Source organism: Pseudomonas sp. 2995-1 (genome assembly GCF_002742505.1).
GTDB lineage: Bacteria > Pseudomonadota > Gammaproteobacteria > Pseudomonadales > Pseudomonadaceae > Aquipseudomonas > Aquipseudomonas sivasensis.
Map to the genome: position 1 here is coordinate 13,048 of NZ_LJSA01000438.1, position 13,786 is coordinate 26,833.

Annotated in this window: 9 protein-coding genes; 4 read left to right on the plus strand and 5 right to left on the minus strand. The window is 62.2% G+C overall.

Annotated elements, in window-relative coordinates; translation table 11 throughout:
* Positions 1-77: 77 nt before the first annotated feature.
* Positions 78-3,161, minus strand: a complete 3,084-nt coding sequence (locus tag AOA61_RS23545; protein ID WP_099602822.1) for an efflux RND transporter permease subunit — start codon at positions 3,159-3,161, stop codon at positions 78-80.
* Between the two features lie 2 nt (positions 3,162-3,163).
* The gene (locus AOA61_RS23550; RefSeq protein WP_099602823.1) at positions 3,164-4,270 is read right to left on the minus strand and encodes an efflux RND transporter periplasmic adaptor subunit; all 1,107 of its coding nucleotides are present in this window, start codon (positions 4,268-4,270) and stop codon (positions 3,164-3,166) included.
* A gap of 101 nt (positions 4,271-4,371) precedes the next feature.
* On the opposite strand from AOA61_RS23550, the gene AOA61_RS23555 reads away from it, so the two are divergent.
* Both AOA61_RS23555 and AOA61_RS23560 read left to right on the plus strand, forming a co-directional pair.
* A complete protein-coding gene (locus tag AOA61_RS23555) occupies positions 4,372-5,577 on the plus strand; it encodes an MFS transporter (RefSeq protein ID WP_099602824.1) in 1,206 nt (401 codons plus the stop codon).
* Positions 5,578-5,655: 78 nt separating this feature from the next.
* Positions 5,656-7,593, plus strand: coding sequence for a TonB-dependent receptor (locus AOA61_RS23560; protein WP_099602825.1), 1,938 nt, complete (start codon positions 5,656-5,658; stop codon positions 7,591-7,593).
* Here the strand turns inward: AOA61_RS23560 and AOA61_RS23565 are convergent.
* Together AOA61_RS23565 and AOA61_RS23570 are read right to left on the minus strand one after the other, a co-directional pair.
* Positions 7,590-8,909: an ATP-binding protein gene (locus tag AOA61_RS23565; protein WP_032891494.1), complete on the minus strand. Its 1,320-nt coding sequence runs from the start codon at positions 8,907-8,909 to the stop codon at positions 7,590-7,592. The two genes, AOA61_RS23560 and AOA61_RS23565, sit on opposite strands and share 4 nt — an antisense overlap.
* A 20-nt stretch (positions 8,910-8,929) precedes the next feature.
* Positions 8,930-9,673: a response regulator gene (locus AOA61_RS23570; RefSeq protein WP_032891113.1), complete on the minus strand. Its 744-nt coding sequence runs from the start codon at positions 9,671-9,673 to the stop codon at positions 8,930-8,932.
* A gap of 180 nt (positions 9,674-9,853) precedes the next feature.
* On the opposite strand from AOA61_RS23570, the gene AOA61_RS23575 reads away from it, so the two are divergent.
* Positions 9,854-10,720, plus strand: a complete 867-nt coding sequence (locus AOA61_RS23575; protein ID WP_032891114.1) for a pirin family protein — start codon at positions 9,854-9,856, stop codon at positions 10,718-10,720.
* Positions 10,721-10,889: 169 nt separating this feature from the next.
* Entirely contained in the window at positions 10,890-12,335 is a 1,446-nt protein-coding gene (locus tag AOA61_RS23580; protein WP_032891115.1) for a mechanosensitive ion channel family protein, read from the plus strand.
* A 21-nt stretch (positions 12,336-12,356) separates the two neighbouring features.
* On the opposite strand, the gene AOA61_RS23585 is transcribed toward AOA61_RS23580, so the two are convergent.
* A complete protein-coding gene (locus tag AOA61_RS23585; RefSeq protein WP_099602826.1) occupies positions 12,357-13,679 on the minus strand; it encodes a carbohydrate porin in 1,323 nt (440 codons plus the stop codon).
* Positions 13,680-13,786: the final 107 nt, after the last annotated feature.

Consider the following 13,786-nt stretch of genomic DNA (forward strand, 5'->3'; position numbering starts at 1 on the left):
AAAACCATCTGCAATCCCTCTCACTGTGTATTCAGGCGAGGGACTTTGCAGGCGTTTTCCGCAGCGGGGAGTAGCGCTTATCCGGCGCTTGCGTGGGAAGTTTCGACAGCTTTTATCTTCTGCCGCCCCAGCACCAAACTGCATAGCGCCGGTAAAAACAGCAGCGTCAACACGGTGCCCACCAGCACTCCGCCGATCAGCACGTAGGCCAGGGATGACCAGAACACCGACAACGTCAGCGGAATGAACGCCAGCGCCGCGGCCAGTGCGGTCAAGATCACGGGCCTGGCACGTCGCACCGTGGCTTCGACGATGGCTTCGCGAATCGCCATGCCGTGTTCCTGGTTCTGGCGAATCTGGTCGGTGAAGATCAATGTGTTGCGCATCAGAATGCCGCCAATGCCGATCAGCCCCAATATCGCGTTGAACCCGAACGGCTGATTGAACAGCAGCAGCGTCGGCACAGCCCCGATCAAGCCCAAGGGCGCGGTGGCGAAGACCATGAACATCACGCCGAAGGAGCGCACCTGGAACATGATCACTGTGAGGGTCAGCAGGATCATGATCGGAAACAGTGCGGCCAGGGCGACGTTGGCCTTGGCGCTTTCTTCCACCGGTCCGCCGATGTTGAGTTGATAGCCGGCTGGCAGCTTGGCGATCAGCGGTTGCAGGTCTTTGTAGACGGCCATTTCGACGTCGGGCGGTTGCACGCCGTCGATGATGTCGGCGCGCACTTCCACGGTGGTCGCTCGGTTACGGCGCTTGAGGATCGGCTCTTCCATCACCGCTTGGAAATGCCCGACCTGGGCCAGCGGCACTGAGGTGCCGGCACTGTTGGTCAGGGTCATGTTGTTAAGGTTGCCGAGGTTCTCGCGTTGGTTGCCCTGGGCGCGGGCCACCACGGACACGGTGCGGTTGCCTTCACGCACCTCGGTGATAGGGTTGCCGCTGAGCAGGGCGTTGAGCTGGGACTTGACCTCGTTGGGCGTGAAGCCCAGCAGGCGCAGGCGGTCTTGATCGAGTACCAGGCGATAACCGCTGGTGCGCTCGCCCCAATCGAGGAAGGCGTCCTTGGTCAACGGGTTAGCGGCGACGACTTTGCGCACGTCTTCTGACAAGCCGCGCAGCACTTCCAGATTCGGGCCGGACACACGGAATACCACCGGGAAGGGCACCGGTGGACCGAACAGCAATTGCGTGACGCGCACCCGCGCCGCAGGGAATTCGCCTGCCGCGATACGCTCACGCATGCGCAGTTTGAGGGCATCGCGTGCGTGGGAGTCAGGGGTCTGCACGATCAGTTTGGCGAAGGCCGGATCGGGCAATTCAGGGTTCAGCGACAGGAAAAACCGTGGCGCGCCGCCGCCCACGTAGGTGTCGACCATGCTCGTCTGGGGTTCTTGCATCAGTGCTTTTTCCAGTTGCGCCGCGACTGCCTCAGTGCTTTTGAAGGCGCTACCGGGCGGCATGTACACCTCCAGAATCAGCTCGGATCGGTCGGAGTTGGGGAAGAACTGCTTCTTCACCACCCCCATGCCCAGCCCGCACAGCACAAACGCCGTCACCACCAGCCCGGTCACCAACCAGCGCCTGCGCACGCACAGCTCTACTACCGCACGCAGTTTCTGGTAGTAGCGCTCGGCATAGATGGCGTCGTGGCCACCGGGCACCGGTTTGATGTTCGGCAATAGCTTGACGCCCAGGTACGGGGTGAACACCACCGCCACCAGCCACGATGAAATCAGCGCGAAGCCGACGATCCAGAAGATATTGCCGGCGTATTCCCCGGCGCCCGAGCGCGCAAATCCTACCGGCAGAAAGCCGATGATGGTCACCAGTGTGCCGGTCAGCATCGGCGCCGCGGTGGAGCTCCAGGCGTAAGTGGCGGCGTGGATGCGGTCAAACCCTTCTTCCAGTTTCACCACCATCATCTCGATGGCGATGATCGCGTCGTCCACCAGCAGGCCGAGGGAGATAATCAGCGCGCCGAGGGTGATGCGGTCGAACTCACGCCCAGTGACCAGCATGATCACGAACACCACGGACAACGTCAGTGGCACCGCCGCCGCCACCACCAGGCCCACGCGAAAGCCCAAGGCCAACAGGCTGATGATCATCACCACTGCCAGGGCGACGAAGAATTTCAGCATGAATTCATTCACCGCCAGGCTGATGTTTTTCGCCTGGTCGGAGACCTTGGCGAAGTTCACGCCCAGTGGCAGGTCTGCCTGGATCCGGGCTTCCTGGTCCTTGAGGCGCTTGTCCAGTTCCAGGCCGTTCCAGTGTTTCTCCATGATCACACCGAGCATCAGCGCCGGGTCGCCCTGATGGCGGATACGGTAGCTGGGCGGGTCTTCATAACCTCGGCTGACGGTCGCCACATCGGCAATGCGCAGCAGTCGGCCGTTGACTTCCAGGGGCACGTTTTCAATCAGCGCCAGGCTGTCGAAGGCACCGTCGATACGGATATAGGCGCGGGCACCGGCGGTTTCCACAAAGCCCGACGGCGCCACAGCGTTTTGCGCAGCGAGGGCGGCGAAGATCTGGTCGGGCTTGATGCCCAGGGTCGCGAGGCGCTCATAGGAAAACTCGACGAAAATCCGCTGGGCCTGCTCGCCGAGGATATTGACCTTCTTCACCCCCGGCAGATTGAGGAAACCCTGGCGCAGCTCTTCAGCCATTTGCACCTGCTGGCGATGGGGCAGGTGTTCGGCCTCCAGGGCGTACAGCGCAAAGTACACATCGGAATATTCATCGTTGAAAAACGGCCCGATCACTCCCTTGGGCAGCCTCGACGCTTCATCGCTGAGCTTTTTGCGGGTCTGGTAGAACAAGTCCTGAATCTCGCCGGGGCGGGTGGATTCGAGGAATGTCATGCGCATCGACACAAAACCTGGCTGGGCGATGGTCTCGACGCGGTCGTAGTAATCCAACTCCTGCAGGCGTTTTTCCAGGCGGTCGGCGACTTGCTCCTGCATTTCCTGGGCAGTGGCGCCGGGCCAGGCGGCCGTGATGGTCATCACCTTGACGGTGAAGGATGGGTCTTCGGCTCGCCCCAGTTTGCCGAACGAGAAAATGCCGGCGGCAAGGATCGCAATGATCAGGAACAACGTGACCGCACGGTGCTTGACCGCTAGTTCAGAGAGGTTGATGCCGCGCATGCTCATTGGTCCTGTTTGCGGTTGAGGGCCAGCGCCTGGGCGGGCAGCAGGCGCACCGCATCCCCGCTGTGCAGCAGGTGGGCGCCGAGGGCGACGATGACGGTGTCCGGGTTCACGCCGCTGTTGAGCAGGGCATCTTCCTGGCCGAGGCTGGCGACGTTGACGGGGGCAAAGGCGACTGTGTTATCGGCGCCGACCACCCACACTCCGGTGCCTTGCCCTGTATCGTGCAGCGCACCAATGGGCACGCGGGTCTGTTGCATCTGGCCGTTACCTTGAAGGCGCACGGTGATGGTTGAGCCGAGGGCGAAGCGGTCGACGGCGCCGTGCAGCACATAGCGCGCGCGGTACGTACGAGTGACGGGATCGGCACTGGCGGAGAGTTCGCGCAGCGTGGCCGTTACCGCCTGGTCAGGGGCGCCGAACGGGAAGGCCAGAGCTTTTTGCGAGGCCAGGTCGCGCTGGTTTTCCGGCAGGTTAACGATGGCTTCGCGGGCGCCATCACGGGCCAGACGCGCGACGATCTGCCCTTCGGCGACCACCTGGCCGCGGTCGACGCGTACGTCGGTGATGATGCCGTCGCCGTCGGCCTTGAGCACTGAGTAAGTGCGGCGGTTCTCGATTTGGCTGGCGTCGGATTGGGCCGAGGCCAATTCCGCTTCGGCGACGCGCAGGTTGGTCGCCGATTGGTCGAAGATCTGCCGCGACACAGCACCGGTACTCGCCAGACGTTCATAGCGGTTGGCATCATCGCGGCGCTGACGCAGTTGTGCCTGGGCGGCATTCACGCGGTTCTTGGCCGAGCGCAGGGCCAATTCGAAGTCGCCGATATCCAGTACCAATAAGGTGTCGCCACGAGAGACATGCTGGCCGGGATCGACCTTGCGCTCGATCACCTTGCCACTGACGCGAAAGCCCAAGTCGCTTTCCGTACGCGCCGCGACCACACCGGTGTAGGCGCTTTGTTGCGTGCCGGCAGCTTCGACCTTGGCGACGAGTACCGGGCGCGGTTGGGGCGCTTGGGCGGCGGTGTCGGCCTGACTGTTACAGCCGCTGAGGATCATCAGCAAAGCCAGGGGCGAGAAAAGACGCAGGGGAAGAGGGTTCATGTCGGGCTCCAGGGGCTGACCAGTGGGCAAAAAATTATGGACATAATTTTTTACGCATATTATGGTCGAAATATAAATTAAGCCAGCCCCGGATAATCCCCATGTCGAATGCCCCGGTTCCGTCGCGAAGCTTGCTGTTGCTACTGGTGGCCTTAACGGCACTCGGCGAAGTCTCGACCCAATTAATCATCCCCGGCCTCGGCGCCATTGAGCAGGCGCTGGTGGCGCCGCCGGGGTCGGCACTGATGGCGCTGTCTGCCTTTGTCGCAGCGTTTGGACTGGGGCAATTACTGTTTGGGCCATTGTCGGATCGCATCGGCCGGCGTCCGGTATTGATCGGCGGGTTAGTGCTGTATGTGATGGCGACTATGTCGATGCTGCTGGTCAGCGACATGCATCAATTTATCGCCGCCCGCGTGCTGCAAGGCCTCGGCGCCTGTGCGGCGCTGGTGTTGGCGCGCACGGTGGTGCGCGATGTGTGGAAGGTCGAAGCGGGTCCGGCCCTGGCGCTGACGATGATCGGCATGCTCTACGCGATCGTCGTCGCGCCAATGGTCGGCGGACTGCTGATCAACGTGGTGGGCTGGCGTGCGCCGATCCTACTGGCGCTGGTGATCGGCAGTGTGGTGTTGCTGCTGGTGCTGCTGTTCTTTCGCGAAAGCAACCCTTACCTCGACCCCAAGGCCGGCCACTGGCGCACCCTCGGCGGGCAGTACCTGGATTTGCTCAAGGGCCGCCCATACCGCGCATTCGCCGTGGCGTTGGCGTGCACTTACGGTGCGATGTTCGCGGTGATTGCCGGATCATCTGCGGTGTTTATCAACCTGCTCGGCTTGAGCAGCCTGGAGTACGGCATCGATTTTGGCGTGATCGTCTCGATGCTGATCGTCGGGTCCACCTACACCCGGCGCAATATCCTGCGCCTGGGGGCGCAGCGGATTGTGGCGATGGGGGTGACGCTGGTAGCCCTCGGCGGGGTATTGGCGGCGGTGATTTACGGGCTGTTCGGCTTGTCGGTGTTGGGGTTGGATATTCCCATTGCCCTGGCGACGCTCGGCGGCGGGCTGGTGTTGCCCGGCGCGGTCACGGGCGGGGTGATGCCCAACGCGCACCGCGCCGGGTTGGCGGCAGGCCTGATGGGCTTTGCGCAGATGTTCGGCGCCACCTGCAGTGGCCTGCTGCTGAGCCAACTGCGCGACGGCAGTGCCTTACCGATGATCATGATCCAGGCGGGTTTTGCGGTGATGGCGTTTGTGGCGTTTCATCTACTGCGTGAACGGCGTGTGGCGCTGGTGCCGGTGGCTTGAGCTGTCACACTTTGTCCAATTTAATCGGGGCTAGATGATTACGATTCTCTTTTGAGTCTAATCCTAAGGTCTACGCCCATGCTTCCTGCCTTTCGCGTTACGCCCCTGGCTCTGCTGGTCGCCAGCAGCTTCAGCGCCCATGCCGACGAACCTGTTGCCCTGGAACTTAACGACGTGGTGGTGACGGCCGCCGGTTATGCCCAGAGTGTGGAGGATGCGCCGGCCTCGGTGACGGTGATCGACGGCGAGGAATTGCGCCGCAAGTCCTACCGCGACCTCGGCGACGCGGTGCGGGATGTGGAGGGCGTGACGGTCAACGGTGGGGCGAATGAAACCGACATCTCCATCCGTGGCATGCCGGCCGATTACACCTTGATCATGGTTGACGGCAAACGCCAGAGCGCGCGGGAGTCACGGGTCAACGGCAACAGTGGCTATGAACAGAGCTTTGTACCGCCCGCCGCCGCCATCGAGCGGATCGAAGTGGTGCGGGGCCCGATGTCGTCGCTGTACGGCTCGGATGCGATCGGCGGTGTGATCAACGTGATCACCCGCAAGGTTTCACCGACCTGGGGTGGTTCCATCGGCTATGACTACTCGGCCCGCCAGCACAGCGACCAGGGCAATGCGCGCCAGACGCAGTTCTACCTCAGCGGCCCGCTCAAGGAAGATTTCCTTGGCTTGCAGGTGTGGGGCCGTTACCTCGATCGCCAGGCCGACGATGACATCGAACAGACCAATGGCTTCAGCCAGGCCGACCACCGCGACCTCACCGCGCGCCTGGCTTTCACTCCTAATATTGACCACGACATCCTGCTGGAAGCGGGTGCCACGCGCCTGAAGAACGGCGACGGCATGAGCGCCAACTGGGCCACTCGCGAGCAGGAAAACAACCGCGATCACTGGTCCCTGTCCCATCAAGGCCGCTGGGGCTGGGCAACCTCGGACATCGCCCTGTCCCAGGAAACCTCGACCCGCGAAGGCAAGGCCACCCCGGCCCAGACCGATATCTACGGGCGCAAACCCGAAATCAAGAACACCGTATTCGACGCCAAACTGGTGGTGCCCACCGCTCAAAACGTCAGCACCGTGGGCGTGCAATGGAACGAAAGCGAGCTGACCGACTGGAACCAGGGCCTGGGTGATCGCGTCGACTATAAATTCTCGGTGGTGCAAAAAGCCCTGTTCGCCGAAAACGAATGGTCAGTCACCGACAGCTTCGCCTTGACCACCGGCCTGCGTCTGGATGAGCACGAAGAGTACGGCGCGCACCTGAGCCCGCGGATCTACAGCGTGTGGCGCGCCACCGATCAGTGGACCCTCAAGGGCGGCATCGCCCGTGGCTTCAAGGCGCCGGAACTGCGTGCCGTGGTCGAGGATTACGCTTACCTGCGCCGCAACCGCTTCGTGATGTTCGGCAACCCGGACCTCAAGCCCGAAACCAGCACCAACTACGAAGTCTCTGCGCTGTGGAGCAACCGCGATGACTTGTCGGGCGGCGTGACGCTGTTCTACAACGACTTCCAGGACAAGCTCTCTACCGTCACCACCGACCAGCGCTGGAACGGCTACACCATCATGGAACGGGTCAACGTCGACAAAGCGATCATCCAGGGCGTCGAGCTCAACGGCCAATGGGATATCAACGCCAGCGTGCTGCTCAAGGCCAACTACACCTACACCGATTCCGAGCAGAAAAGCGGCGCCAACAAAGGTGCACCATTGGCTCTCACGCCGAAGCAGAAAGCCAATGTGCGCACCGAGTGGAGCATCAACGACCGCACCCAGGCCTGGGCGTCGCTGAGTTACTACGGCGAAGAAACCGGCAACACCATCACCGACGAACCCGCACCGGGCTACACCACCGCCGACCTGGGCGGCTCTTACGACGTGAGCGACTCGCTGACCCTCAACGCCTCCCTCAACAACCTCACCGACAAGCGTTTGGACGATGAAACCTACGGCACGGTGAACTACGGTCGTACGCTGTGGATGGGTGCCACGCTCAACTTCTAAAGTGCCGCCGGCAATCGCACCACCGCGCACAGGCCGGCCGGTGGGCGATTCTGCAACACCAGTTCGCCGCCATGGGCCTGGATGCACGAACGTGCAATCGCCAGGCCCAACCCCACGCCACCGTCGCTGACGCCGCGTTGCACAAAGGGTTCGAAGACTTTGTCCAGCCAGGCCTCGGGCAAGCCTTGGCCGTGGTCGAGCACCTCGATGCGCAGCCAGCCGTTATCTTCCTGGATCAAGCTCAGGTGGGCATCCCCAGCGTGGTGCAGGGCGTTGTCGATCACGTTGGTCAGCGCGCGCTTGAGCGCCAGAGGCCGGCAGGTCAGCATCAGGTGTGGCGCACCCGCCCAACTGACAGGTTGCCGCATGCGCTGATAACGCTTGGCCAGGTCATCCAACAGGCCGCTCATCGACATCGTGGCGGTCGCTTCCTGCACCGCGTCATCGCGCACGAAATTCAGGGTTTCACGCACCATCGCACTCAATTGCGCGAGGCTTTCGAGCATGTCATCCCGGGCGTCGCCGGGCTCCAGCAATTCCACTTGCAGGCGCAGTTCGGTGATCGGCGTGTTCAGGTCGTGGCTGACCGCTGCAAGCATCCGCGTACGGCCTTCGACATGCCGGGCAAGATTGGCCTGCATGGTGTTGAAGGCGGCGGTGAGGTCGCGGGCTTCCTGTGGGCCGATTTCCGGCAGCGGAGCGATCCATTCACCACGGCTGACGCGCTCCGTGGCCTGGGCCAGGGTCTTGATCGGGCGCACCACGCGGGCAATGAAAAACATCACGATCAGCAGCACTGGCAGCGTTGTCACGGGCAGGCTGTAGGCCAGAACGCGGCCCCATTCATAGGCGCCGGCGGGGTATTGCACGGCATTCAGGTAGGTACCGTTCGGCAGTGGCACGCTGCTGCGCAAGCGCAACGGCGCCCAGCCGGCGGGGCTGAACACATGGGTGCGGGCGTCGGCACCGCTGATGCGTTCCAACTGCATGCCGATGGCGGCCGCGTCATCCAGGTGCAATTGGCGACGCAGCTCACTGGCCAGTCTCTGCTCCTCCGGGCGCAGTTCAAACGGCGCCACTTCGGGCGTCGGTGCAATCCAGAAGCGCGTGTCGTCGTGGCTCATCCCGGCCAGCAGGTGCTCGGTTTCAGTGGGCGTCAGGTCGATTGCCGTGTGGTGGGCAATCCCTAGGCGCTCCAGGCTGAAACTGCGCGACAGTGGGTGGATCAGGCTGCCGGTGCGTTGCAAAAACAACATCGCGATGCCGTTGGATGCGAGCAAGGCCAGCAGCAACAACAGGCTCAACTGCCGCGCCAGGGTGCGCGGCCACAGCCTGTTCAGGGCGCGCATTCACTGACCTCGGCCGCCAACAGATAGCCGCCGCCCCAGATAGTGCGCAGCAGGTCCGGCGTGGCATCGCCGTGGGCCAACTTGCGGCGCAGGCGGCTGACCTGGCGGTCGATGGCGCGGTCGCTGACGTCGCTGTCGGCGGCAGCGGTGAGGTCGATCAAACGTTCGCGGGGCAGCAACGTATTGGGGTGGGCAAGGAACACCTGCAGCAAACGGCTTTCCGCTGTACTGAGCTGGATTGCCGGGCTGGCGTCGCGGCACAACGTGGCGCTGCTCACGCTGAACTGCCAGCCAGCGAACCGATAAGCCTGTGGGCCACCGCTGGGCGCGGCCGGCCCGGTGTTGCGGCCTTGGCGGCGCAGCACACTGTTGATGCGTGCGACCAGTTCGCGGGGTTCGAAGGGCTTGGTCACGTAATCGTCCGCGCCGAGGTCCAGGCCGCGGATGCGGTCGGCGGCGGTATCGCGGGCGGTCAACAGAATCACGGGGGTATTGCTGCGCCGATGCAACTGGTTGCACAGCTCGAAACCATCGCCATCCGGCAGCAGCACGTCGAGCACTACGACGTCGAACGCCTGGGTCTTGAGCAATTGCCACATCCCAGCCGCGTCTTCGGCGGTGCGCACATCGAAGGTGTGGCGACGCAGGTAAGTGGCCAAGGGTTCGCGGATTTTGCGGTGGTCATCCACCACCAGCACGCGCGGTGCGACAGGCGCAGGGGCAAACGGCATTGCGGCCCTCGGAAGGTTGAGCGGGAGAGGGTGGATATTACTACGAGTCATTATCATTAACGCGGTTTTTATGGTGGGGCACTGGTACTCCGTTCCATCAATAGGACGCTCTAGGGTGTTTTAGCCGTCTACCGCTCAATTGTTATCGGTTTTAAGGTGTATGCACTTTGGAGGATCACCATGAAAAAACTCATCGGCATCTACACCAGCCCTCGCGCCCATTGGGTCGGCGACGGTTTCCCGGTGCGCACACTGTTTTCCTACGACAACCTGGGCAAACACATCAGCCCATTCCTGCTGCTGGACCACGCCGGCCCGGCCGAATTTTCCCCCACCGAACAACGTCGCGGCGTAGGCCAACACCCCCATCGTGGCTTTGAAACCGTGACCATCGTCTACGACGGTGAAGTCGAGCACCGCGATTCAACCGGCGCAGGCGGCACCATCGGCCCCGGCGATGTGCAATGGATGACGGCCGCAAAAGGCATTCTCCATGAAGAATTCCACTCCGAAGCGTTCGCCCGTAAAGGCGGCGCGCTGGAGATGGTGCAACTGTGGGTCAACTTGCCCGCCAAGGACAAAATGGCCGACGCCGGTTACCAGACCATTGTCGATGGCGATATTCCCGTGCTTGCGCTGCCCCATGACGCCGGGCACCTGCGCCTGATCGCCGGAGCGTTCGACGGCGCCAAAGGCCCCGCACGCACCTTCACGCCGATTGACGTGTGGGACCTGCGTCTTAACGCCGGCAAGCCCGTGACCCTGGACTTGCACGCCGGGCGCAACACCGCCCTGGTGATCCTACGCGGCACTGTGCTGGTCAATGGCGAAGAAGTCGCGCGCCAAGGCCAACTGGCGTTGTTTGAGCGCGATGGCACGCAACTGGTCCTGGAGTCCAACGACGCCGCCAAGGTGCTGCTGCTCAGCGGCGAACCGATTGACGAGCCCATCGTGGGGCACGGGCCGTTTGTGATGAACACCGAGCAGGAGATTCATCAGGCGTTTGCGGATTTCCAATCGGGTAAATTTGGGCAGATGCATGCCTGACAGTTAGCCGTAAACAAAAGGGTAGGAGCCGGCTTGCCGGCGATAGCATCACCGTGGTGTCCCTGGCACACCGAGTCGATACTTTCGCTGGCAAGCCGGCTTCTACATTTTGTTTTCCAGTGTTCTCAATTCATGCGATCTTCCCGTCATTCGCCCTGGAGTCGCCTGGATGCCCTCATTTATCTCCGATCACCCGATGCTGTGCGCCCTGGCGCTGATCCTTATCGACATCGCCGTGTGGCGACTTATCTCCGCCAACCTGGCTAATTGGAAACTCGCAGCGCGGTTGGTGATCTTTGCAGTCTTCAGTGCCGTGCTGTTCAACGACGGCATGAACCCCATGCTCGTCGCGCCCTACGCCGACAACACCGCGTTGCACATGGCCGCCACGGCGTTGCAGATTGGTTGGTGGTTGTTCGCGGCGCGTACGCTGACGGTGTTGCTCGGTGCGTTGATGATGCAGCGGGTTGGCCACACCGGGCGGCTGTTGCAGGATTTGATGGGCGCGGTGATTTTCCTGATCGCGATCATTGCCGCGCTGGCCTATGTGCTCGATCTGCCGGTCAAGGGCGTGTTGGCCACGTCCGGCGCGGTGGCGATCATTGTCGGCCTGGCGTTGCAAAGCACCTTGAGTGATGTGTTTTCCGGGATCGTGCTCAATACCACCAAGCCCTATCAACTGGATGACTGGATTTCCATCGACGGCACTGAAGGCCGGGTCACGGACATCGACTGGCGCGCCACGCGCCTGCAAACCTCCCAGGGCAGCATGGCGGTGATTCCCAACTCCCTGGCGGCAAAGGCCAAGATCATCAACTTTTCGCGTCCGGCCGATATGTTTGGCCTGGCGGTCAGCCTGCAGGTCAGCCCTCATGCACGGCCGCAAACGGTGATCGAAGCGCTGGAGCGGGCCATGCAGGGTTGCCGTCCGCTGCTGGCCAAACCGGCGCCGAGTGTGGCGTTCAAGACTTCCGCCAGTGGCGGTGTGGAGTATGAAATCAGCGGGTTCGTGCCGACCATGACCCTCAAGCGCGAAGTGCGCAACCAACTCTACGACTTGGCGTTCCGGCACCTGCAGGCAGCGGGCGTGAGCCTGTTGTCCGCCGTCGAAAGCGCGACCCCAGTGCCGACCTCTCCGGCGCGGGCACTGTTGGACAGTTCGTCGATTTTCTCCACTTTGCGCCAGGAGGAAAAGGACACCTTCAGCCAGAACATGACCCTGCACACCTATCGCGCCGGCGAGATGATCCTGCCGGCGGGGGAGGTCAGCGATCATTTGTTTATCGTCGAGTCGGGTGTGGTGTCGGTGATGCTGATCAAGGGCGGCCACGCGTTCGAAGCCGGGCGCATGGGCCCCGGCGAGGTGATCGGCGAAGCGGGGATTCTGACTGAGCAAGCGGCCTTGGCGGACTTCACCGCCAAGACGTTCTGCACGTTGTACCGCATCGAGAAGGCGTACCTGACGCCGTGCCTGGACGCGCGACATGACATCGCCGACGCCATGAAAACCCTGTTGGATTTCCGCTTGCACGCCGCTCAGGTGCTGACCCAAGACGCGCCAGTGGTACCGGTCAAGAAGGGCTTTTTGCAATGGCTTCGCCAGCGCGGTCTTTGAGGTGCGCGCTGGCACGGGTATCTAGAAATCAACAATAAACTGCACGCCACCGACCACCGCGCCGCTGGTTTGTGTGAGCCCGCCGGGGTATTTCACGTATTGCAGGTTAGGCCGCACCATCAGCCATTGGGTCGCCTGCACGCCATAGTTGATCTCGTAGCTGTACTCGCGGCGCTGCTCGGGCACGTAAAGCGGATCGTCGATATCGCTGACGCCATTGGCCGCGTTGAGCGTCTGCGTGTTGCGGGTATAGCGGTCGCTGACCTGCAACTTCGACGCGCCAAGGCCGATGGTGTCGTTCGGGCGTGAATCGAACGGGCCACGGTAGATCAGGCCGATTTGGATCAGGTTCTTGATCACGCTTTTGTCCGGGGCATTCACCGTCAGGTTGGCGAATACGTTGAGCCCGCGCGCGCTGTTGCCGTCGACGGTGGTCAATTGTTGCTGTCCCGACAGCCACCAGCCGCTGTTGCTGGAATACATCCGATAGGGCTTTTTCGAGCTGGCAGCGTAGTTCCCGTCTGCGTCCTTGAGCATGTCCTTGGTGTCGGCGTTGGCGTAGTAGTAACCGGCGTGGTACTCCGAATTCAGGCCTTGGATCTGACCTTTCCAGATGGCTTCGATAGGGAAACTGGTGCCCTGGGAGCCGCTGATAAACGGCTTGAAGCCATTGCTGGCCTCGGCGTTGCCAGGGTTCTTGTCGTAGGCGCCGACCTGCATGGCGAACTCATCGGTGAATTGGTACTTGGCGCGCACTGCCCACTGGCTGATCGGGAAGCTGTTCCACACGCCGTTCCAGTTACCTTCCTGGGAACCGCACAGGGTGACGTTCTGGAATTCGCAGGGGAACTGATCGAAGTCTTCACCATGGCCGAAGCGACCGAGTTTGAGGGCTAATTTCCGGTCGAAGAACTTTTGCTCGTACCAGAACTGCGACAGCCGCCAGGCGTTGCCGCCGCCGAACACTTCCATGGTGGACGTCAGGCCCGTGGCGTTGGGTTGGTGCACGCGGTCGTTGGTGATGTCCTTGCCATGGCGCTCGCCGATGCCGATGCGAAAGGTCGCGTCCTGCCAGCCGAGGAGTTTTTGCAGGTCCATGTTCACGCCCAGGATCAACTGGTCGCTCCAGCGCGCGGTGGTGTGGGAGTTGTAGCCACCGCCCAGGTTGGAGCCGACTTCGCCGACGTATTTGAGGGTGAAGTCGTAGCCTTGTTCGGCCAATTGGGGGCGCAGGCCGCTCCAGTCGCCGAGCATGGCCGGGGAGTTGGGATCGAGCAGGCCGGCGCTGAAGGCACAGGTGGACATGGCGCTGCAGAGCAGGGCCAGGGGGAGGGTGGTGCGCATGGACGTACTCCTGGGATTGTTGTTTTTATCAGGTACAACACAAATTTCAGGCACACAGAGACCCCCTGTGGGAGGCAGCAAGTCCCTTCCCACATTGGTTCTTGGGT